We start from the raw sequence: 23072 nt of genomic DNA, 5'->3' as shown, positions 1-23072 counted from the left end.
TAACGCGAAGAAACAAACAGGGAAGGGTATTGGCGCGGTGGGCGGATTATGGCACTGCCATATCGGGTTACATGGCGCGTTTATCGGGCCTGCCTGGCCACATGTCTGCAGTGGCGTTTTGTCATTAGCGATGGCATGACGGCGAATCTCAGGTGTACTACCTATTATGAAACCGTTTTCAGATAAATCAGACGGTTCTGACGTACATTGATAATTACTGGAAAGCTTATTGGCCTACCTCTTGTCAGTAAAAATCATCCGAACAGGGGGTTGGCAAATTTGTTTTTGCCAGTTACTGGCCTAGAATCACCAAATTGTTGCATTTGTACCTGTGCATTGCACAAAAAGTGGGCGGTTACCGGAAACGAGCTTCGTCAGGTAAGAACGGGTCATCTGGTTTTACATACGCATTATTTTGAAATCGATTTCATTAATTGATTTTAAGATGGACCGACGCTTGTTTCAGTTAATACGAGTACTTGTGCGAGTTGTTGGTTGTTAGAAGAAATAAAAAAGTATTTCCGAGATGAAATCAATTTCATTGGTAAAGCAACTGAAATTGAATCACTGCAACGCCTCCCGCGCCTGATCTGAAGGGCCGAAGCGAGGCGGCAGTGGCAAAAACAGGGCCAGCTCACTGAGCCCATAAAACGATACAAAAGGTTGTTTCAAATCTGCCAGTCATACGCAGCAACCCGCCTGCAGCCATCCGCTGCAAGCGTGCGGGTGCGTCATGGCTTTTGTGCTGCGAGCGCCGCTGCCTGATCCAGGCATGGGCGCTGTTATGTCATGCGCTGACCACACCGGTTGGCGCGTACCAGTTTGTGCGTCTTTTTGAAGCAACCTGTATCAACCCAGCCGGCGATCCAGTCGTTCGACGAATCCGTCGCCGTGCTATCCGCAGTATGCGAAGGGGTCATTCATGAAACTTTACGGAACCGGGGCGTGGGGGCGGATATGCATCTGTCTTACCGCCATTTCGGTGTTCACGGGGCTACTGGCGCCTGCCGCTGAGGCGGTATCGCTGGCGCCCTCTGAACGCGTCAAAATCAATCTTGGCGAAACGCCATGGAAATACATCAAGGATCAGGACCCGGCCACGGCCATGCAGCCGGGATTTGATGACTCCGGCTGGCTGTCGGTCGGCGTGCCGTACTCAGCCAATCAGCTCAATACCTTTATCAACACTGAATCAGGTGGCGGCGAGGGCGATCTGGACGGCACCAAAAACTGGTATCGCAAGCATTTCACGCTTGATCCGTCCTACGCCAGCCGCAAGGTGATGGTGGAATTTGAAGGTGCCCACACCGGCGTGCAGGTATACATCAACGGCACGTTTATTCCTGGCACCAGCGCCATCAACCCGCAAGCCACACACGTGGTCGGGTTTATTCCGTTCGTGGTGGATCTGACGCCGTACGTGAAGTTTGACGGCTCGGACAACGTGCTGGCAGTGAAAGTGGCGAAGGGCGATACTTTTTTTGAATCGCCCGGATTCTCGCAGGCTTTCCGCTTTGGGCAGTCCGATGCGGGTCTGTTCCGGCCGGTGTACATGTACATCACCGACAAGGTGCATATTCCGGTCAACGTGTATTCCGGGCAAAACACCTGGGGCACCTACGTGGCAACGGTGAGCGCCAGTGACTCCTCGGCCACCATTGACGTACAGACCAATGTGCTGAACGAGGGCACGTCGGCACAACCGGTGACGCTGACTACACAGATTGTCGATGCCAGTGGCAATGTGGTGGCCACGGCGCAAGACCAGAAAATCATTCCCGCCAATGCGTCGCCGGGTTTGCATCCGCAGTTGTTTGACCAGACCCTGACGGTGACCAACCCGACACTCTGGTATCCCAACAATAGCATTTACGGCAAACCGTATATGTACAAGGTGTTCCACACCGTCAGTATCAATGGCGTGGTGGTCGATGCCGTGCAAAGCCCGCTGGGGATTCGCACCATCACCTGGGACAAAGACCTGCCCAGCATCAACGGTCATCGCATGTTCTTGTGGGGCGGTTCCAGTCGTTATGACTATCCGGCGCTAGGCACCTCGGTACCGGAAGAACAACAGTGGCGCGATCTGAAACTGATGGCCGCTGCCGGTGGCAATTTGTGGCGGCCAGGGCATTCCACCTCCAGCCCGGAATTTGTCGATGCCGCTGACGCTTACGGTATTTTCATTATCCAGCCCAGTGGCGATGGTGAAAACGGTTTTGCCGACGCCTGCACCACGCCACCGTGCGACAAACAAACACTCAAGAGCGAACTGCATCGCGACATGATTATCCGCGACCGCAGTCACCCGTCGATTCTGGCGTGGGAAGCGGATAACGGCGCCACCGACACCACCTTCGCGCAAAGCCTGAAAGCGCTGTCGCAAGTATGGGACCCGATCAACACCCGCGCGCAATCTGACCGCACGCCCAATCCGGCCAACGGCGATATTCTCGGTTGCACCATGGAAGGTTGCGAGGTGTTGACCAAGCAAACCTACCCGGGCAAACCGGCCTGGGGTTCTGAATACTGGGGCGCCGGTACAGCGCGTCAGGCTTGGGATTACGAACTGGCTTTTGCCGCGCCGTTCCTGGATAACTGGCGCAAAGGCGTAGCGGTGAACGCCTTCGGCATGGCGCAGTGGTATTTCGCCGATTCTCCGGGCGAAAGCAGCACCTACGTGGAAGGCACGACTGGCCCCGGCGTACGTTCGCTGGGTGCTTCCATGGTCGACATGAACCGGTTCCCCAAGCTGCTGTACTACGTTTACGAAGCCGCGTGGACACCGTATTCGCTCAAGCCGGTGGTCAAGCTGGCGCACCACTGGAATCGCTCTGGCAATATCCAGGTAAACGCATTCAGTAATTGTCCGGCAGTGCGTTTGCTGATCAATGGCCAACCGCAAGGCGCCGATCAAACGCCGAATCCGTGGAACTCCGATTCCAGCGCCAATCTGAGCCAGAACACCACCAAAATGCCATTTCAGGTGCACTGGAATGTGACTTGGGCAGCGGGGACGGTCACCGCCGAATGTCTGGATCAATACGGAGCCGTACAAGCCACCGACACCAAAACCACGGCCGGAGCGGAAGACCATATCCTGCTGACGGTTGAGCCAGGTCTGGTCAAGCCGGATGGCACGGCGTTTGCGGTCACTGCCAATGGCTCGGATGCGGCCTTCATTACTGCGCAGGTGGTCGATGCGCAGGGCAATCTGGTGCCGACTGCGGCCGACAACGTCACCTTTGCGGTGAGTGGTCCGGCCACATATCAAGGCGGGTCTGAGCAGTATGTAACAGCGGGCCAGCCGCTGACCTATCACGCGCCGGGCGATCATGAACTGCAAGTAGAGGGCGGTCAGACCAAAATTGCCCTGCGTGCCCAGTTCACTGCTGGTGCGGTCACGGTCACGGCGACAGCGCCGGGGCTGCGCAGCGGTTCGGTGACGTATACCGTCCAGCCGATCAACCACACCACGCCACCGGCAGAAGCACCGTCAATCATTGCGCAACCGGTGGCGACTTCGGTTACGGCCGGGCAACCTGCGTTGTTCTCGGTCACCGCTTCGGGCGCGGCACCGTTGCTGTTCCAGTGGTACAAAAACGGGGTGGCGATTTCCGGTGCGGTCGGTGCCAGTTACAGTTCGCCAGCGACCAGCCAGGCCGACAGTGGTGCCAGCTTTACGGTGAAAATCACCAATAGCCTGGGCAGCGTGACTTCCAATGCTGCGGCGGTCACCGTGGTCAGCGCTGCTGCGCCGGTTATCCAGACCCAACCGGCTGCGCAGACAGTCGATGCCGGTCAGACGGCGCACTTTGCCGTGGCGGCCAACGGTTCGCCCACGCTGCAGTACCAGTGGCTGAAAAACGGCGCGGCGATCTCTGGTGCCATCGGGACCAGTTACGACACGCCGGTGGTCAGCACTGCCAACAACGGCGAGTTGTATTCGGTGACGATCACCAATCCGGTAAGTTCGGTGACTTCGGTTGCGGTACGGCTGACGGTGAACGCGGCCACTGTGCCAAACATCACTACGCCACCGAATAGCGTTGTGGCCATTCCAGGCCAGCCAGCCAGCTTCACGGTGGTGGTATCGGGCTCGTCGCCGTTCCATTATCAGTGGCAGAAAGACGGCAGCAATGTCGGGACAGACTCGGCCACCTTCACTATTCCGGCGGTACAGAACAGTGACGCTGGCAATTACACGGTGACGGTGAACAATATTGCCGGCACCGTTACCAGCGCGGTCGCCACATTGAAAATGGCACCACCGGGCGTGAATCTGGCGCTGAATAAAACGGCCTCGGCCAGCAGTTACGAGAACCAGCAAGGTAACCCGGCTTCCAACGTGGTGGATGGCAGTACCAGCACCAAGTGGGGCTCGGCGTTTGTTGATCCATCCTGGATTGAAATCGATCTGGGCGCGGTGACGGCGTTCAACCGCATCATCCTGCGCTGGGAAGCCGCTTATGCCGTGGCTTATCAGATTCAGGTGTCCAACGACAATGCCAACTGGACGACCGTTTACACCCAGACTGCAGGCACGGGTGGCAATGAAGACTTCAGCTTTCCGACAGCACGCGCCCGTTATGTGCGGATGTACGGCACCCAGCGCGGCACGCAGTACGGATATTCGCTGTATGAGTTCGAGGTCTATAACGTGGCCAATTGCGGTGATGCCAACGAGCGTTACACGGTCGTTGATACCGCCACAGTGAAGGACAATCTGACGCAGTTGTTGTGGAAGCGCGCGCAATACACCTACACGACCCAAGGGGCGCAGTTCACCCAGCAAGTCGCCGCCGGTTACTGCGCCAGCCAGAACATGCGCTTGCCGACCAAGGACGAAGCACTCGCCATCAGCGGCAATAACGCGGCCTCATGCGCCTTCCCGTCGCCGTGGAATACCTGGACTTCGACCGCCTACGAGCAAGACAACACATATGCATACTGGGTGTCGTCTTCGGGCAATGCCACGCCAGCTGTAGCCAATAACTTCCCGGGTTGGGCGTTGTGCACGGCAGGTTCGTCTGCGGCAGCACCGACCATCACCGCGCAACCGGTCAATCAGACGGTGGCAGTGGGCCAGACAGCGACGTTTACCGTCACGGCCAGCGGCACCGGTTTGAGTTACCAGTGGTTGAAGAACGGCACGGCCATCGCATCGACTACCGTCGGTTCGTACACCACGCCAGCAACGGTGGCGGGTGATAACGGCGCTGTCTTCTCGGTGCTGATTACCAACAGCCAGGGCGGCAGCGTGACCAGCAATACCGCCGTGCTGACCGTGACTGGCGGCAACAATGGTGGTGGCGGCACTACGGTGAACTTGGCGCTGCATCAAGCGGCAACGGCCAGTGGCTATGAAAACCCCACCGTCAATGCGGCATCGATGGCGTTTGATGGTGATACCACCACCACACGCTGGTCCTCGGCCTTTGTTGACCCGGGCTGGCTGGCGGTTGATCTGGGCTCGGCCAAAGCGTTTGACCATGTAATCCTGCGTTGGGAAGCCGCGTATGCCACGGCCTACCAGATTCAGGTATCCAGCGATAACCAGAACTGGACTGCGGTCTATACGCAAACGGCGGGTGTGGGTGGCGTGGAAGATATCCACTTTGCTGCCACCACCGCACGTTATGTGCGCATGTATGGCACAGCGCGGGCGACGGCATATGGCTACTCACTGTGGGAATTCGAGATCTATTCGACCACAGCGCCAACCATCACCACGCAACCGGCTAACCAGAGCGTCACTGTTGGTCAGACCGCCAACTTCAATGTGGTTGCGACAGCAGGTAGCACCTTGAAATACCAGTGGCAAAAGAACGGCTCGGCGATTGCCGGGGCGACTGGCGCCAGCTACACCACGCCAGCCACGGTGGCTGCCGATAACGGTGCGGTGTTTAGCGTCACCATTACCGATGCCAATGGCACCAGCCTGACCAGCAATCCGGCCTCGCTGACCGTAGGTGCTGGTTCGGGTGGCACGGGTGGAAGCGGCGGTACTGGCGGCACGGGTAGCACTGGTACCAACCTGGCATTGGGCAAAACCGCCACGGCCAGCGGCAATGAGAACCCGGCGTTCTCGTTACCGGCCTACGTGACTGATGGTGATCTGACCACTCGTTGGTCTTCGCTGGCGGTCGATCCATCCTGGGTGCAGATTGATCTGGGGTCCGCCCAGAACATCGGACGCGTCATCCTGCGTTGGGAAGCCGCCTACGGCAAGGTGTACCAGATTCAGGTGTCCAGTGATGCCCAGAACTGGACCACGGCCTACACGCAGAACAACGGCGTGGGCGGGACGGAAGATATTTCCTTCCCGACCGTGAGCGGGCGTTATATCCGCATGTATGGCACGCAACGTGGCACGGGTTATGGCTACTCGCTGTATGAGTTCGAGGTCTATACCGCGCAAGCGGCAAGCGGCAGCGCGCCAAGCATTAGCGCGCAACCGGCCAGCGAAACGGTGGCTGTTGGTGCCACGGCGCAGTTTGCCGTGACGGCTGGCGGCACCGGGCCATTTACCTATCAATGGAACAAAAACGGGACTGCAATAACGGGAGCAACCGCAGCCAGTTACACCACGCCAGCAACCACTGCCGCCGATAATGGCGCCACCTTCAACGCCGTGGTGAAGAATGCGGGCGGGTCGGTGACGTCCAGCAACGCGGTGTTAACGGTTGGCGGTGCTGTCGGTGCCAGCGCACCGGCGTACACCGTCTATCCAGGTTTTGTGGGGATTGATCTGCAAAACAATACCCACGGGGCATGGACCGACAGCCAGGTGTATATCGCGGTGATCGGGCGTGATCCGGCAACCGGCCAGTTCTCCTGGCTCAAGCCCGATGGCACCATCACCCAGGCGCAAGTGGCCGATAACACCGGACCTAACCACCTGACCAAGAACGGCCAGAACTATTCGAACTACTTCTTCACGTTGGCGCAAAGCAAGCTGCTGAAGTTGCCGAAGATGGATTCGGGCCGGGTATTTGTGTCGCTGGGCAGCCCGATGTATATCCCCATCCTGACTGATGCCAATGGCAACGTCGGTTTCGCCGGGCCTAACCCGTTGAATACCAGCGATCCCAACATCGACGTCAACTATGACTGGTACGAGTTCACCTACAACACCACCGGATTGTGGATCAACACCACGCAAGTGGATGAGTTCGGCATCCCGCTGATGGTCGATGTATGGGGCGCTAACCAGACCTTCCACATGCAGACCGGCACCGGTGAACCCGTCGCCGCGATCTACAACGAGTACGTGAACGAAACCCCGGCCGAGTTCCACCTCACGCCGCCCGCGCTGCCCCGCATCATGGCGCCCGGCAAGAGCACGTTTGATGTCGGCCAGGCTAATCAACACTACTTTGATGCCTACGTGAACCAGATCTGGACCCAATACACCACCAGCACCCTCACGGTAGATATGTGGGGTGGCAGCCGCCGGTTTGTGGGGCAGGTGCAGGGTACGACCATGGTCTTTACCGAGGTCAACCTGAACAATGGCGCGTATGTGGGCGGTACCTACAACGTCAGCAAACCCACCACCCAGGACATTCTGGAAGGCAAGGGCACGCTGGCGACAGGTAACAGCACCGAACTTGCACTGGAGGCCCAGATTTGCGCTGCGTTCAATCGTCACATCATGCAAGACGTTACGCAGTGGGCCACTCCCGCAGCGTGGTATCAAGCTGCACCGGCCAACTACTACGCCAAGTTCTGGCATACCCACAGCGTGGGTGGCCTGGCGTACGGCTTTGCTTATGACGATGTGTCTAACCAGAGCTCGACCATCATGTCGCCTTCGCCAGAACATGCGGCGCTGGGGATTAGCTGGTAACCGGTTCTGGCTGACTCGCCAACGAAAACCCCCTTCCATCTGGAAGGGGGTTTTTTATCGGGTGCTCCCAAGCCTCTGACTGATCAGCTCTGGATAAACGCCAGCAAATCAGCGTTCACCTGGTCTTTATGGGTATCGGTCAAACCATGTGGTGCGCCCGGATAAACCAGCAATTTGGCGTGCTCAATGATCTTGGCCGAGGCCCGACCCGCTGCGTCAATCGGCACAATCTGGTCATCGTCGCCGTGAATGATCAAGGTCGGGATATCAAACTTTTTCAGATCGTCGCGAAAGTCGGTTTCTGAAAACGCCTTGATGCTGTCATAGGTGTTTTTGTGGCCACCAATCATGCCCTGCAGCCACCACGAATCAATCAAGCCTTGCGACACTTTGGCGCCCGGCCGGTTAAAGCCGTAAAACGGGCCGGACGGAATGTCCTTGAACAGTTGCGAGCGATCCGCCAGCAGCCCGGCACGAATGCCGTCAAACACCTCAATCGGCAAGCCGCCGGGGTTGGTGTCGGTTTTGAGCATCAGCGGCGGCACGGAGGAGATCAGCCCCGCTTTGGCCACGCGTTTGGTGCCGTGGCGACCAATGTAGCGGGCCACTTCGCCACCACCGGTCGAGAAACCAAACAGCACGGCATTTTTGATATCCAGCACCTCAAGCAACTCGGCCAGATCATCGGCGTAATGATCCATATCGTTGCCGTCCCACGGCTGGCTGGAACGGCCGTGCCCGCGGCGATCATGTGCGATGCAGCGATAGCCATGCGATGCCAGGAAGTACATTTGCGACTCCCAGCTATCTGAATCCAGTGGCCAGCCGTGGCAGAACACCACCGGCTGCCCGCTACCCCAATCCTTGTAATAAATTTCCGTACCGTCACGCGTGGTAATGGTGCCCATCTGGTTGCTCCGTGGTGAAGTATTGCTTTGGGTTGGAAGGACTTGCTACGAGGTGATTTGAACGGACGGCAAAGCTGCGAAGACAATGTGCACAAGCTGACTGAATGATTCGGCCCTCGACATTGCACTGCAGCAAAATCGCCCGGGTGGTTCAGATTGGTAGCTGATCACTGTTTTCGAAAGGAAAAATATCCAGCGCACGACAGGCGGCGGTTTGCCCAACGGATGACCGCCTGTTTGCTCTGGCTTTTGTGGCTTGAACAAGCAGGCTGCGGTTGCGGGCGCAGACAGAGATCGCCGTGATGAGGGGCTGTGATGCGGCCAGGCTAGATCCTGGATGCGGTTCTTTTCAGATAGCGCAATTGCAGCGTGGCCCCAATCAAAAATAGCAGCACCAGCACCGCCGTGGCCGCTTTCAGGCCGGGCGCATCGGCGTTTTCAAAGATCGGCGCGCCTTGCGGCAGGCGAGTGGAGGTTTCGGTAATGGCCGGAATGAAATGAAACAGGATGGTCAGCGAATAGGCCAGTGCTTCGACTTTCCCGGCGGCCCGGCCAAACCACGGCGTCAGCACCGCTGCGAGCGCAACTGCTACGGCAATCAAGGTGAGGATCGCCAGCGCATGCGGTTTGCCAAAGCCACCGTGTTGAAAGATGCCTAGCGCGGTAATGCAGGTAAGGACGGTGGTGCAGACGTACACCTTACCCAGCGCCGTGCGCCAGGTAATGCGCTTGTCGAGCACTAGCGCTACAAGGCCGGCGGCAAGCGCGACAACGCTGATGGCGGTGTGAACCAAGCCCAGAGTGGTGAGTGCTGACATAGGTGGACCCCTGAAGTTGAATGATCAATAAATGACAATGGCATTCAACAGCATAGTTGCTGTGGTCCAACAGGCCAGACTTTCCGGGTAGAGATACGTTGATAGGGTTTGCGAGGCCATAAAAAAGCCCTGCTGCGGTATGCAGAGGGCTTTTTTTTGCAAGATGCTCAGGCTTGTTCACAAAGGGCTGTGAACAAGTTCCGGCAATTGCTTAGGCGAAACGTTGGGCGATTGCGTCCCAGTTCACCAGCTTCCAGAAACCACCAAGGTAGTTCGGACGGCTGTTGCGGTAGTCGATGTAGTACGCGTGTTCCCACACGTCACAGGTCAACAGGGCAACATCAGCGCCGGTCAGCGGGGTAGCCGCGTTGGAGGTGTTGACGATATCAACCGAACCGTCGGCCTTCTTCACCAGCCAGGTCCAGCCGGAACCGAAGTTGCCAGCAGCAGAAGCATTGAAGGCTTCTTTGAACTTGTCGAACGAGCCCCACTTGGCATCGATGGCAGCAGCCAGAGCGCCAGTTGGAGTGCGATCTGCGTCAGCCGCGTTCGGTGTGAAACCCAGCCAGAAGAAGGTGTGGTTCCAGATTTGTGCGGCGTTGTTGAACAGGCCACCTGCTGGCGCTTTCTTGACGGTTTCTTCCAGGCTGGCGTTCTCGAACTCGGTACCCTTGATCAGGTTGTTCAGGTTCGTGATGTAAGTCTGGTGATGCTTGCCGTAGTGGTATTCCAAAGTTTCTTTGGACATGTACGGTGCGAGTGCGTCGAGTGCGTACGGCAGTTCAGGCAGTTGATGCGCCATGGGATTCTCCTCGGTTGGCAGGGTTGGCAGATCGTCGCGGGCCTGGCCTGAAAGGCTGCCTGATACGTCTGCACCTGGAAAACGGAATGTGGAAATGTGATTTTATAACAAATTGGGTGACAGGCAGATGATTTCAACCCCGCCGCCCAGGCGAATTAACCCGCCCCAGGTCCGCCTGTTTGGGCGGTCATCACCGCCTGTGGTATCTTGCGGGCCTGGAGTGTTGGCGCCAGGCGTTTGTTGCTGCGGGCGCGCCAACTTTACATCTATCCTGTAATCATACGAAAAATCCGAAGCGGCGCCGCACGTGTTAGCCCGATTGCCGGTCAGCCCCGTCTGACAGTTGCCCGCTTCGCTGGATGGAACTTATGACCTTTCTGTCACTGATCCTTGCATTGGCGCTTGAACAACTGCGCCCCATCAGCAGCCGCAATCCGGCTTATCTGGCATTTGTGCGCATGGCCAATAATCTGGAACGCAGCCTGGATGCTGGCGAATTCCGCAATGGCGTTTATGGCTGGTTGCTGGCCATGCTGCCGCCGCTGGTTGTCGCCATTGCCGTGTATTTCCTGCTGGCACATAACAGCTCAGCGCTGGCCATCGTCTGGACCGTGGCCGTGTTGTATTTCACCATGGGCTTTCGCCAGTTCAGCCACGCGTTCTCCGGTATCTCCAAAGCCTTGCAAGTGGGTGATGTCGACGGTGCACGCCTGCTGCTGGCCGACTGGACTGGCCAACACACCTCGGAAATGAGCGAAGACGAAATCTCGCGTCTGGCCATCGAACAAGGTCTGGTGGATTCCTACCGTTACGTATTCGGCACCGTATTCTGGTTTGTGGCGCTGGGCTGGTTTGCCGGCCCTGCTGGCGCAGTGTTGTATCGCACCTCCAGCCTGCTGGCGCAAAAGTGGGGCGCGTTCGAGAACCAGAACGCCTTCGGCCGCTTTGCGCGCTGGGCGCAAGACATGCTTGATTACATTCCGGTGCGTCTGACCGCGGTGAGCTTCGCCATCATGGGCGACTTCCAGGACGCCGTGGATTGCTGGAGCGCACAGGCGCGGACTTGGGTGGATTACACCAGCGGCATCTTGCTGTCGGCAGGCGCGGGTGCCATCGGCATCAAGTTGGGTGACGTGCTGCATCAGGATCACACCGTGAAATTCCGCCCCGAACTGGGTTTGGGCGATGCGGCCAATCCGGATTATCTGGCCAGCGCGGTTGGCTTGATCTGGCGTTCGGTGTTGTTGTGGCTGGCGCTGATTCTTTTGTTCAGCATTGCGCGCTGGGTTGGCTGACAGGGCAGGCATCTGCCGGGACGTGGTTGCAGCCATTCGCATCCCCGTACGCAGCAAATAACTCGTTGGAAAAAGCCCGATAACGGTTTTGTTCACAGCCTCAAGCGTGCAAAATAGCGCCTCGACCAGCCCAGTGGAGAGCCTCGTGCCGCAAATCCGGATTGCCGATCAACAGTTCGCTGTTGCCAATATTTTCTGTGTGGGTCGCAATTTTCAGGCCCATGCAGCCGAAATGGGCTCTTCCATCGGCGAAGAGCCCATGGTGTTTCTCAAGCCGACCTCTGCCATTGTCCCGCCCGGCGCCGCTATTCCGCTGCCGTCGTGGTCGAAAGAAATCCATCACGAAACCGAACTGGTTGTCGCCATAGGCCGCAGCGGACGCGATATCGCCAAGGCCGATGCCATGTCTTATGTGGCCGGTTATGCTTTGGGACTGGATTTAACCGCGCGGGACATACAGGCCGAAGCCAAAAAGAAAGGCCAGCCCTGGACCTTGGCCAAAGGCTACGCGGGCGCCGCCGTACTGACCGACTTCGTGCCCGCCAGCGCCATCCCGCATCCAGAACAAATTGGTTTCACGCTGCACATTGATGGCCAGCTGCGCCAGAGCGCCGATACCCGCAATATGGTGTTTGATATCCCGACGCTGATTGCGTGGATTTCTGCGCGCTTTGGGCTGACTGAAGGTGATCTCATTTACACCGGCACGCCCGAAGGCGTTGGCCCGATCCACGCCAGTGAAACCTTGCAACTGGTTTTGCCCGGTCTGATTGATCAAAGTTTCAAGGTGGCGCAATGAAGGTGCTGCGCACGGGCGCGGACGATTTGTCGGCGCTGCAGGCCTGTTTCTTTGCCTCGGTTTCAGTGTTGACTGCCGCTGATTACAGCTTGCAGCAACGGCGCGCCTGGATTGACCGGGCGCTGGCAAAACGGGAAACCTGGCGGGAGAAACTCTCCAGCCAGTTTGGCTGGAAAGTAACCGATGAAGACCACATCCTCGGCTTCGTTTTGCTGGTGCCGCAAGATTGCCTGATCGACTGGTTATACGTTGCACCCACCGCTGCCAACTCGGGCGTGGCCACCTTGTTGCTGCGCGAAGTGGAACGCACCGCACGCATTCTGGGTATGCCCACGTTGCGCACCGAAGCCAGCCTTACCGCGCAACCCTTCTTTTTGCGGCGCGGTTATGCGCTGGTGGAGCAGCGCAGCGTGGATATTGATGGCTGCGTCTTGCCCAACGCACTGATGGAAAAAACGCTGTAGGGTGGCTTCGCCGCAGGCCAGCCACCGCTGCGGGCGGTGGATTGCTACGCCACCGATGGCAAGCTGGCCAGATCCCAGCGCGGTCGCACGTTGTAGCTGTAATCCGGTTCGGCAAACTTCAATCGCATGGCCCCCGCAAATGCAATCATCGCGCCATTGTCGGTACATAGCTCAAGCGGCGGATAGAACACTTCATACCGACGGCGCTGCGCGGCGTCGTTCAAGCCTGCGCGTAATTGCCGGTTGGCGCCTACACCGCCCGCAATCACCAGTCGTTGCATGCCGGTTTGCTTGAGCGCGGCCAGACACTTCTTGACCAGCACTTCGACGATCGCTTCCTGAAACGCCGCGCAGATATCGGCGGTGGTGGTTTCATCCAGTGCCGCTTGTTGCTTCACCAGATTCAACACTGCGGTTTTCAGGCCGGAAAAGCTGAAATCCAGATCGCCCGAGTGCAGCATCGGCCGCGGCAGTTTGAAGCGGGTCGCATCGCCCCTGTCCGCCAGTTTTGACAGCGCCGGGCCGCCTGGATAACCCAAACCGAGCAGCTTGGCCGATTTATCAAAGGCTTCGCCCGCAGCATCATCCACGGTTTCACCCAGCAATTCATATTGGCCAATCCCGCGTACCGCCATCAGCTGCGTGTGACCACCAGATACCAGCAAGGCAATGAACGGAAAAGCGGGGCGTGGTTCGGCCAGCAACGGCGACAACAGATGGCCTTCCAGGTGATGTACCTCGATCACCGGCTTTTGCAGCGCAAAGCCCAAGGCATTGGCCACACTTGCGCCCACCAGCAGCGCGCCAGCCAAGCCCGGTCCCGCGGTATAAGCGATGGCATTGAGGTCTTGCAGTGTGACACCGGCCTCGGCCAGGCAGGCTTCGGTCAGCGGTAGCACGCGACGAATGTGATCGCGCGAGGCCAGTTCCGGCACCACGCCACCATATTCGGTATGCATGGCAATTTGCGAGTGGATGCGATGCGCCAGCAAGCCACGCTCGCTGTGATACAGCGCTACGCCGGTTTCGTCGCAGGAAGATTCGATGCCTAGCACCAGCATGTTGTAGCCTTGTCACTTAACGTATTGATTAACCAGGGCGTAATCGTACCCGTTCACGCCACACCCGCAAAGCAGAGGGTTTTGACATTTGCTTTTCTCTGATGGATAATCGCTGCCTTTATTCCGGGCTTTAGCCCTAACACACAGGATTTCTGCTCGATGCCTTCTGTACGCGTTAAAGAAAACGAGCCTTTTGAAGTAGCAATGCGCCGCTTCAAGCGCTCGGTTGAAAAAACTGGTTTGTTGACTGAACTGCGTTCGCGCGAGTTTTACGAAAAGCCTACTGCTGAACGCAAGCGCAAGCTCGCTGCAGCTGTGAAGCGCCACTACAAGCGCCTGCGCAGCCAGCAATTGCCCCCGAAGCTGTACTAAGCCGGGTAGCAACCGAATTCTGAGAGGCCGCACGTGTGCGGCCTTTCCGTCTTTGTGTCGTTCGCTGCTGCATCTGTCCGCTGTCTTATTCATTCATCAAAAAGGAAACATCATGAGCCTTAAGGCACGCATTACCAATGACATGAAGACGGCGATGAAGGAAAAGCAGACAGAGCGGCTGGGTACGATCCGTCTGTTGCTGGCAGCCATGAAGCAGCGCGAAGTCGACGAACGCATCGAACTGGATGATGCCGCCATTGCGGTCATTATCGAGAAGATGCTCAAGCAACGCAAAGACAGCATCACCCAATTTGAAGCCGCAAACCGCCAGGATCTGGCCGACAAAGAGAAATTCGAAGTCGGCGTGCTGACCGAATATCTGCCGGCACGTTTATCCGATGCAGAAGTGGCTGCGGCCGTTGATGCCGCTATCACCACGCATGGCAAGACCCCGACCGCAATGGGCAAGATCATGGCTGATCTGAAAGCACAGCTGGCTGGCAAGGCCGATATGGCCGAAGTGAGCAAGCTGGTTAAAGCTGGCATGCAATAAGAAGTGAGGGTGAGCAAGAGGTTGGACGGACTGGTTTCAGATTGAAATCACCTTCGTTTTGATCGCTTGCCCGTCACGCTGATGGCCCGTATTCCAGAGTCGTTCATTCAGGATTTGTTGAACCGCGTTGATATTGTGGACGTGGTTGAACGCTATCTGCCGCTGAAAAAAGCCGGCATGAACTACTCTGCCTGCTGCCCGTTCCACAAAGAGAAATCGCCATCATTCACGGTTAGTCCGACCAAGCAGTTTTATCACTGCTTCGGTTGCGGTGCGCACGGTTCTGCCGTGGGTTTTGTCATGGAGTTTGAAGGGCTGTCTTACCCGGAGGCGATCCGCAAGCTGGCTGAAGCTGCCGGGATGCAGGTGCCCGAAGAGGCAGGTAGTCCGGAAGAAGCCAAGGCAGAGCCGGGGATTTACGACGTCCTCAAGGCGGCGAGTGATTATTACCGCCAGCAGCTCAAAACTGCCCCGCAAGCGATCCAGTACCTGAAAGGGCGTGGGCTGGACGGAAAAACTGCGGCGCGCTTCGGTCTTGGCTATGCGCCGAGCGGTCAAGCGCTCAAAAAAGTATTTGAAGACTACGACTGGAACAAGCTGCTGGCTGAAGCTGGGTTGGTGGGTGACGATGAAGAAACGCATCGACGTTACGACCGGTTTCGGGATCGGGTGATGTTCCCGATTCTGAATCAGCGTGGCTCAGTGATCGGTTTTGGTGGCCGGGTGATGGGTGATGCCAAGCCCAAGTATCTGAACAGCCCGGAAACACCGGTATTTGAGAAAGGGCGTGAATTGTACGGCCTGACTCAAGCGCGAGCATCCATTCGCGAGCGCGGCCGGGTGCTGGTGGTTGAGGGCTACATGGATGTAGTGATGCTGGCGCAGCACGGCGTGGAATACGCGGTGGCAACGCTGGGCACCGCGTGTACACCCAACCACGTGCAAAAATTGCTGAAGCTGGCCGATGAAGTGGTTTTCTGTTTTGACGGTGACAAAGCGGGGCGCAAAGCAGCCTGGCGGGCGCTGGAAAACAGTCTGGAATATCTGGTAGACGGCAAGCGACTGGCGTTTCTGTTTTTGCCGGAAGAACACGATCCGGATAGTTACGTGCAGGCCTTCGGGCGTGAGCGCTTTGAACAAGTCTTGGCGCAAGATGCGGTGCCACTGGCGCAATTTTTACTGCGTGAACTTGCATCGCAGGTTGAACTGGAAAGCGAAGAAGGGCGTGCGCGGCTGGTTCATCTGGCCAAGCCTTTGATGGCGAAAGTCCATGCCCCGGCATATGCGCTGATGGTCAAGAAACGACTGGCGGAATTATGCCGACTGGAACTCTCCGAGCTTGAACCCATATTAGGTACAACAAGCACCGGAAATACCGGCAGGAGCTTTGCTGGTCCTGGCGCAAGTGGTTATGGGCAAGGTGGTGTTGATGGTGGCAACTTTGATGTTGCGGATTTTCACCACCAACAAGCCAACAGCTATCGGGATGAGGGAGATTTTCAGCCGCCGCCGCCAAGACAGTTTCAGCGGCGCAACGAGAATTCCGGTGGCTGGAAGAGCGACTTCAAAAACGGTAGCACCTGGAAAGGTAAGGGGCGTGGCAAGTGGCGCAATGATGCGGATGAGCGTCCGTTTCTGCCGCCGCGAGTCCAGCCAGACATGGTGCAAGGGCTATTGCAATTGTTGTTGTTTGACCCATCATTGGCCACGCATGGCGAGCCGGTCTGGCTGACCTGGCCCACCAATGGTGACGATCTGCTACTGGATATTTTGCAGTCCGCAAGGCAGTACGGTTCACGCATGAATTCGGCGCAGTTGCTGGAGTTGTGGCGTGAGTCTGAAAGTTATAACAAGTTGGCGGGAATGGCCCGTACTGGCGCTGCCAGATTTGAGCGCTGGTCGGCCGAAGAGCGGCAGCTGGAGTTTGTGAATTCGCTAACTGCAGCCGGGCAAAGTCTGATTCGCGCGGCTACACTGAACCGAAAGGAAGAACTGGAATTCCGGCAGGCCCACGGTGGTTTGTCTGATGTTGAAAGGCAAGAGTATATGGCGCTGCTGGTCCAGTCCCGTACAGCGACAAACTGACATGAAACAAATCGATGTCACAGTGACCCAGTGTCCGAAAGGGCCTTTGGCACAATGACAAGTAAACGAATCTTCTGATCCCCTGTGGGTCAGAGGGTTATCTGATATAATCCTCGGTTTTTCCGAATCTTTCTGAGTCTCACGAGTCATGGCGGCAGAACACGAATTCGACAAAGAAGACATCGAACGCACCGATTTCCGCGAAGGGAACCGGGAGGGCGACGATGAACCACTTGATCCAGAAGCCCGGAAGGCAAAGTTCAAGTCACTGATCGTGCTCGGTAAAGAGCGCGGTTATCTTACGTACGCTGAAATAAACGACCACTTGCCTGAAGACATGCTCGATGCCGAGCAGATCGAAGGCGTGATCAGCATGATCAGCAACATGGGTATCCAGGTCTACGATGAGGCGCCCGACGCCGAAGACCTGCTGATGTCCGATGCCACACCGGCAGTTGCAGATGATGATGCGGTTGAAGAGGCCGAAGCAGCACTTTCCTCTGTGGATTCCGAGTTTGGCCGTACCACCGATCCGGTGCGTATGTACATGCGCGAAATGGGCACGGTTGAGCTGCTGACCCGCGAAGGCGAAATTGAAATCGCCAAGCGGATCGAAGACGGCCTCAAGCACATGATCCAGGCGATCTCGGCTTGTCCGACCACCATCACCCAGATTCTGGAGTTGGTGGACAAGGGCTTGAATGACGAGATTCGTATCGATGACATCATCGACGGTTTCATTGATCCGAACGCGGTAGAAGAAGTTGCTCCGCCGCCGGTTGAAGTGACTGAAGAAGATGAGCTGGCCGATGACGAAGAAGCAGAAGAAGGCGATGAAGAAGCCGACGCTGCCGCCATCTCCAGTGCCAATCTGGAACTCCTGAAAACCCAGGCGCGCGAGCGCTTCGAGATCGTGCGTGCTGCTTATGCCCGCATGGTGGCATCGCTGCAAAAAGACGGCGTGCAAAGCAAGGGTTATCGCGAGTCGCAGCAAACCATCGCTGACGAATTCCAGAACATCCGCTTCTCCGCTCGCCAGGTTGAAGCGCTGTGTGATCACCTGCGTACCATGGTTGATGAAATTCGCGGTTACGAGCGCGAAATCATGGACCTGTGTACCCAGAAAGTGCGCATGCCGCGTGAGCACTTCATCAAAACATTCCCGGGTCGCGAAACCGATCTGGAATGGGTCATTGAAGAGCTGTCTTCTGGTCAGAACTACGCTGACATCCTTGAACGCTATCAACACGCGATCATGGAAAAGCAAGGTCGCCTGAAAGAGTTGCAAGAAAAGGCAATGCTCCCGATCAAGGAGCTCAAGGAAATCAACCGTCAAATGTCGACGGGTGAAGCCAAGGCACGTCGCGCCAAGCGCGAAATGATCGAGGCCAACCTGCGTCTGGTGATCTCCATTGCCAAGAAGTACACCAACCGTGGCTTGCAGTTCCTCGACCTGATCCAGGAAGGCAATATCGGCCTGATGAAGGCCGTGGACAAGTTCGAATACCGTCGCGGTTACAAGTTCTCGACCTATGCAACGTGGTGGATCCGTCAGGCCATTACGCGCTCGATCGCTGACCAGGCACGTACTATCCGGATTCCGGTTCACATGATCGAAACGATCAACAAAATGAACCGTATCCAGCGTCAGATTCTGCAGGAAACCGGTCTTGAGCCGACTCCGGAAGAACTGGCTGGCCGGATGGAAATGCCGGAAGACAAGATCCGCAAGATCTTGAAGATCGCCAAAGAACCGATTTCGATGGAAACACCGATCGGTGACGATGACGATTCGCATCTGGGCGACTTTATTGAAGACTCGGTCACGGTAGCTCCGGCAGAAGCAGCGGTTTACGCTGGCCTGCGCGAAGCCACCCGTGAAGTGCTCGATACCCTCACACCACGTGAAGCCAAAGTGCTGCGCATGCGTTTTGGTATCGATATGAGCACGGACCATACGCTGGAAGAGGTAGGCAAACAGTTTGACGTGACGCGTGAGCGGATTCGTCAGATCGAAGCCAAGGCGCTGCGCAAGCTGCGTCACCCGACCCGGTCAGAACGGTTGAAGAGTTTTCTTGAAAGTGTGAGCAACGAGCCTTAATATCACGCCTCTTGCCGGTGCTTGTTCTGCTTTGGCCTTGTGCCAGAACAGGACAGCCCCGGCAGGTAGCTTGAGTAAGTAGGGCCTCTAGCTCATGCCTGGTTAGAGCAGCGGACTTAAAGGATGATCTTCCTGCGGCTCGCAAGAGTACGGAAAATCATTGTGTGGGTTGCCTTGGGGTAAGTTGACTCTGCCCCTTGGTAGAACTGCTCAAATTCGGGGAAGCCTCTGGCTGCGGTTGGTTAGCAGACCGTGGTAATCCCGAGCGAAGTCTGTTCAATGCTGGTTGTGTGAACAGGAACGTGTAGAGACTGTACGGGCAGGTCGTAAAGACAAGAGACAGTCCAGACCACAAACCCGAAAGGGGCGGCGAAAGCCGTAGCTGGTAAGCATAATCCGTTGGTGCCGAGTTCGACTCTCGGGGGGCCCACCAAACATCTGTGTGCTGCCTGGCAGCGCCCCAAAAACCCCTGCAAGCATATGCTTTGCAGGGGTTTTTTCATTTCCCCCTCTCCCAAAGCCCATAAATTCACCTCGCACGATCCGGATTTTTGCGCGGCAGGATTTACCGTTTCCTGAACTCGCAGATATGCCTTGAGCGTCGGGATTTGTCTGCGTTGTTATTCTCTCCTTAGAAAAATTTCATTCAAGTTTGCGCTAGACTGACTGACTCTTTCTGCTAATCTGCAGCCAGTGAAAGATAAATGCTGCGATGCAGTATTAAGGTTTATTTCGGTCCGCATTTGTGCCCAAGCCGGGTCAACAGGTTGGCAAATGAACAGAACATTGCTGATCGGAGCCTGTGCCCACAGCAAGATTGCTTGGGCTGGATTGACTGCAATTGAATCAAGTTTGTAATGGGGAAAAGACAAGACCATGCCTAACCGGCCAGAACAAGACACAGTGCAGACACCGCCACGCCTTGCCGTCATGATTTGCGAAGAACTGCCTCGTCCGGGCGAGAACGGGCCGGGCAGCTACAATCTCACCATCTTGCGGGCGCTTGCCGCACTGGGTTACCACTTGCATATTGTGGTGACCGGTCTGAATGTAGGCGGGCGCGCCAGCCCGGCACAAATCGATTGCACCTTGCAGTTTCTGCATGCTCGCCGCGTCGGGCCGTGGCTTGTTCCAACCTCGCTGGGTGCCGCTGCGCGCTTTATCAAAAAAGTGCTCAAAGCGGGGCCGCGTAAAGCTGGTGCAAATGGCAGCAAGGTGGCGTGGATTGGCCGCTTTTTGTCCGATGCCGAGACTCGCGCCATTGCCGGCAAGCTGCCTCAGGGGCGCATCGATGCGGTGTTCATCGATACCATCTTCCGTTCGGCGGCGTTGCAGTCTGTCGTCGCGGGCACCAAGGCGCTGGTGGCACACGACGTGTTTTATCAACGCAGTGCATCATTTCGGGCCAACGGCTTTACCCCCAAGCCCGCGGTTGATGCCAAGCTGGAAGGGCAGAAGCTGCAATCGTTTGACGCGATTATTGCGATTAATGACCGCGATCACAGCGAACTGGCCGAACTGGCGCCGTCATCGCGCGTGTGTACGATTTTGCCGGTGGTGGGGGATGCAGGCGCATGTACTTCTGCCAAAAGCGATGCCCGCCGCGACCCGCACAAGATGTTCTATCTGGGCTCTCGGGCGTATCACAATGTCGATGGCATTCGCTGGTTTCTCTCGCATGTCTGGCCGCTGGTGCAGACGCACATTCCCGATGCCAGTATCGAGATCGTGGGTGGCGTTTGTGCCGAGGTCCCGCCTGGTCTGAACAATGTGACCTTGCACGGGCGGGTGGAGCAACTGGATGAGATTGCCGACCGCTGCAGCTTTGCGGTCAATCCGGTGTTGATGGGCAGCGGCATCAAAATCAAGATGGTTGAATATTTCTGCCTGGGGCTGGGCTGCATCACGACCGCCAACGGTGCCGCAGGCTTTCCCGAAGAGGGCAGCCTGCCCTACACAGTGGCCGACGGCGTAGAGGCTTTCGCCCAGACCATTGTTGCCATGATGCAAACCCCCGCTGAGCCCAAAGCCCTGCGCGATGCTACTCAGGCATACACCCGCCATTTTTCTCATGAAGCGGCCGTGGCCAAAATGCATGCACTGCTACAGCAGGCGCAACCGCACTGACGGTTATCTCTCGCGCCACTGGCCTGCGTTCTCATTTATCCCTCACTGCGCGCGTCGCTGACACATTGCTGCGACTGTGAGCTAGCTCGCATAAATATCCAGTCAGGTGCAATGGCCGTTGGCTCAGTTGCGTGGTCATCCTGTCAGCTGCAATGGCGCAGGTGGCTAAGGGCTGTTTCCGCGTTTTGTATCCATAAGCTATTGAAAATGAAATATTTTCTTTCATGATATTCGCGTAACGCACCAGTTCTGGCTTGCCCAGCCCCGTTGGTTCTTTTGTAAACGCTGCACTTTCATGAAATAAATAATAGTTATTTGAAAGACTGCGGTAAAAAAGTATAAAGAAAGCTGCACTGTTATCGCCCCTGTTTTATAAGCCGCGTGCAGAGCGATGGGCGACGCGGTAACTCCCGATACCTGCTCCAAGGAGATTAAAAACATGAATAAGTCGAGGCTGCTGCCAGCGGGCACGTTGCTGGTGTCCGCAATGAGTATGGCGGCGTACGATCCCAGCGACTCTGTGACCAGTTACGCTGAGCTGGGCTATGTCTACGATAGCAACGTGTTCCGGCTGAGTGATGACCAGAATACTCAGCAAGCGCTGGGCAAAGACACGCGCAGCGACTCCATCGTGACGCCCAAAGTAGGTGGGCATGTCGATGCCACCGTATCGCGCCAGGTGTTCTCGGCCGATGCGGATGTCTATGCGCCCCGTTACATCACTTTCAGCAACCTCAATTACGTGGGTTGGGATGCCAGTCTGGGCTGGACTGGTGATATTGGTCACAGTTGGTTTGGGTCTGCCACGTTGCAAGACCAGAAAGCCCTGTCAGATTTCGGTGACGTGGTGCTCAACGAAGAAGACTTCACCCGCACCACCACAGCCTCCGGTCAGCTGGGCTATCACATCAACAGCAGCTTTTCGCTGATCGGCAACGCCAGTGACGCCAAGGTTGATCACAGCCGCGAAAACTCGCTGGATTTGCGCAACGAGAATTACGGTTTGAAGGTGCAATACCAGACGGATCTGGGCGGAACGCTGTCACTGGGAGAGCAATATCAGCGGGTTACTTACGACCAGGGCACCTTTAACGGTGTTGTGATCAACAATGATTACACCCAGCGCATTACCCAGATTTCTGCCTACTACCCGATCGATGCCAAGTTGAGTATCTCTGGGGGATATGGCTTGGTAAAACTGCAGACTGACCAGACCGACGAATCCGACTGGCAGGCCAATGCTGCCGTCAACTGGCGTCCGACCGACAAAACCTCTTTGGCGTTGAGCTATCTGCATGCGCTGAACTCCCCGGGCAGTACTTTTGGCCAGTCCATTCGCTCGCACTATCAACTGTATGGCTCGTGGGCCATTACCGAAAAAATCTCCACTAACGCCACCCTGGCCTACGACAAATACGACTATCCAGCCGCGTTGAATGTCGCTGCCTACAACGACAACGTGAAGTTCGCCAAAGTCGGGGCGACCTGGACACCCAAGACTTCCATTCAAACCTCGATCTATGCCTCTTACCAACAGCGCGATTCTACCGTTGAGCTACGTACTTACGACGACTGGCAGCTTGGCGCAACCATAAGGGTACTTTTTTAAATTGCTTAAGTGTCATTTAAGGTTGTAAGAAATAAACTAACTTCCATTGAAAGCAAATCACTTGTCATTTTGTTTTTTTGGATGTAAAAAGCTTTCTGGAACTTTTTTGTTGCGACGCACAAATCGGTGAAGTGAAGCCATGGCGTTGTAAATTGCCGCAAGTTTTCAATCTTTATGCGGCATGCAAGAAGGCTCCCCGCTTGCATGGAGACGGTTTTACTGGCCG

General features: G+C 56.5%; 13 protein-coding genes and 1 pseudogene. 10 read left to right on the top strand and 4 right to left on the bottom strand.

What is annotated here, in order from left to right:
• Positions 1-922: 922 nt before the first annotated feature.
• Positions 923-7852: a beta-1,3-glucanase family protein gene (locus N7220_RS05400; protein ID WP_283150441.1), complete on the top strand. Its 6930-nt coding sequence runs from the start codon at positions 923-925 to the stop codon at positions 7850-7852.
• Between the two features lie 83 nt (positions 7853-7935).
• Here N7220_RS05400 and N7220_RS05395 read toward each other — a convergent pair whose 3' ends face one another.
• From N7220_RS05395 to N7220_RS05385, 3 genes are all read right to left on the bottom strand, one after another.
• Positions 7936-8760 (bottom strand): alpha/beta fold hydrolase, encoded by an 825-nt coding sequence (locus N7220_RS05395; RefSeq protein WP_283150440.1) that lies wholly within the window; start codon positions 8758-8760, stop codon positions 7936-7938.
• A gap of 326 nt (positions 8761-9086) precedes the next feature.
• The gene (locus N7220_RS05390; protein WP_283150439.1) at positions 9087-9578 is read right to left on the bottom strand and encodes a DUF2306 domain-containing protein; all 492 of its coding nucleotides are present in this window, start codon (positions 9576-9578) and stop codon (positions 9087-9089) included.
• A 211-nt stretch (positions 9579-9789) separates the two neighbouring features.
• Positions 9790-10380, bottom strand: coding sequence for a superoxide dismutase (locus N7220_RS05385; protein ID WP_283150438.1), 591 nt, complete (start codon positions 10378-10380; stop codon positions 9790-9792).
• 368 nt (positions 10381-10748) lie between these two features.
• On the opposite strand from N7220_RS05385, the gene N7220_RS05380 reads away from it, so the two are divergent.
• The 3 genes from N7220_RS05380 (at position 10749) to N7220_RS05370 (ending at position 12938) form a co-directional block, all read left to right on the top strand.
• Positions 10749-11675, top strand: coding sequence for a CobD/CbiB family protein (locus N7220_RS05380; protein WP_283150437.1), 927 nt, complete (start codon positions 10749-10751; stop codon positions 11673-11675).
• Positions 11676-11820: 145 nt separating this feature from the next.
• A complete protein-coding gene (locus N7220_RS05375) occupies positions 11821-12474 on the top strand; it encodes a fumarylacetoacetate hydrolase family protein (protein WP_283150436.1) in 654 nt (217 codons plus the stop codon).
• Positions 12471-12938, top strand: coding sequence for a GNAT family N-acetyltransferase (locus N7220_RS05370; protein WP_283150435.1), 468 nt, complete (start codon positions 12471-12473; stop codon positions 12936-12938). Before N7220_RS05375 ends, N7220_RS05370 begins: the two co-directional genes overlap by 4 nt.
• A 44-nt stretch (positions 12939-12982) precedes the next feature.
• On the opposite strand, the gene tsaD is transcribed toward N7220_RS05370, so the two are convergent.
• Positions 12983-13999: a tRNA (adenosine(37)-N6)-threonylcarbamoyltransferase complex transferase subunit TsaD gene (tsaD, locus tag N7220_RS05365; RefSeq protein ID WP_283150434.1), complete on the bottom strand. Its 1017-nt coding sequence runs from the start codon at positions 13997-13999 to the stop codon at positions 12983-12985.
• A gap of 159 nt (positions 14000-14158) precedes the next feature.
• Between tsaD and rpsU the strand changes: the two genes are divergently transcribed.
• The 6 genes and pseudogenes from rpsU (at position 14159) to N7220_RS05335 (ending at position 22846) form a co-directional block, all read left to right on the top strand.
• The gene (gene rpsU / locus N7220_RS05360; protein WP_053936257.1) at positions 14159-14371 is read left to right on the top strand and encodes a 30S ribosomal protein S21; all 213 of its coding nucleotides are present in this window, start codon (positions 14159-14161) and stop codon (positions 14369-14371) included.
• Positions 14372-14483: 112 nt separating this feature from the next.
• Complete coding sequence (locus N7220_RS05355; protein ID WP_283150433.1) at positions 14484-14924, top strand: GatB/YqeY domain-containing protein; 441 nt, start codon at positions 14484-14486, stop codon at positions 14922-14924.
• Positions 14925-15005: 81 nt separating this feature from the next.
• A pseudogene (gene dnaG / locus N7220_RS20830) lies at positions 15006-16307 on the top strand (DNA primase); the annotation flags it as partial.
• Between the two features lie 850 nt (positions 16308-17157).
• Positions 17158-19110, top strand: coding sequence for an RNA polymerase sigma factor RpoD (gene rpoD, locus N7220_RS05345; protein WP_283150431.1), 1953 nt, complete (start codon positions 17158-17160; stop codon positions 19108-19110).
• 876 nt (positions 19111-19986) lie between these two features.
• A complete protein-coding gene (locus N7220_RS05340; protein WP_283150430.1) occupies positions 19987-21237 on the top strand; it encodes a glycosyltransferase in 1251 nt (416 codons plus the stop codon).
• 439 nt (positions 21238-21676) lie between these two features.
• A complete protein-coding gene (locus N7220_RS05335) occupies positions 21677-22846 on the top strand; it encodes an outer membrane beta-barrel protein (protein ID WP_283150429.1) in 1170 nt (389 codons plus the stop codon).
• Positions 22847-23072 lie beyond the last annotated feature (226 nt).

This window comes from Silvimonas soli (assembly GCF_030035605.1).
In the GTDB taxonomy this organism is placed as follows: Bacteria; Pseudomonadota; Gammaproteobacteria; order Burkholderiales; family Chitinibacteraceae; genus Silvimonas; species Silvimonas soli.
Note: the sequence above shows the minus strand (reverse complement) of the source record. Positions and strands in the feature narration are given on the sequence as shown.

Coding starts and splice junctions, on each gene's coding strand:
- N7220_RS05400 (WP_283150441.1), top strand. CDS start 923: ATGAAACTTTACGGAACCGGGGCGTGGGGGCGGATATGCATCTGTCTT.
- N7220_RS05395 (WP_283150440.1), bottom strand. CDS start 8,760: ATGGGCACCATTACCACGCGTGACGGTACGGAAATTTATTACAAGGAT.
- N7220_RS05390 (WP_283150439.1), bottom strand. CDS start 9,578: ATGTCAGCACTCACCACTCTGGGCTTGGTTCACACCGCCATCAGCGTT.
- N7220_RS05385 (WP_283150438.1), bottom strand. CDS start 10,380: ATGGCGCATCAACTGCCTGAACTGCCGTACGCACTCGACGCACTCGCA.
- N7220_RS05380 (WP_283150437.1), top strand. CDS start 10,749: ATGACCTTTCTGTCACTGATCCTTGCATTGGCGCTTGAACAACTGCGC.
- N7220_RS05370 (WP_283150435.1), top strand. CDS start 12,471: ATGAAGGTGCTGCGCACGGGCGCGGACGATTTGTCGGCGCTGCAGGCC.
- tsaD (WP_283150434.1), bottom strand. CDS start 13,999: ATGCTGGTGCTAGGCATCGAATCTTCCTGCGACGAAACCGGCGTAGCG.
- rpsU (WP_053936257.1), top strand. CDS start 14,159: ATGCCTTCTGTACGCGTTAAAGAAAACGAGCCTTTTGAAGTAGCAATG.
- N7220_RS05355 (WP_283150433.1), top strand. CDS start 14,484: ATGAGCCTTAAGGCACGCATTACCAATGACATGAAGACGGCGATGAAG.
- rpoD (WP_283150431.1), top strand. CDS start 17,158: ATGGCGGCAGAACACGAATTCGACAAAGAAGACATCGAACGCACCGAT.
- N7220_RS05340 (WP_283150430.1), top strand. CDS start 19,987: ATGCCTAACCGGCCAGAACAAGACACAGTGCAGACACCGCCACGCCTT.
- N7220_RS05335 (WP_283150429.1), top strand. CDS start 21,677: ATGAATAAGTCGAGGCTGCTGCCAGCGGGCACGTTGCTGGTGTCCGCA.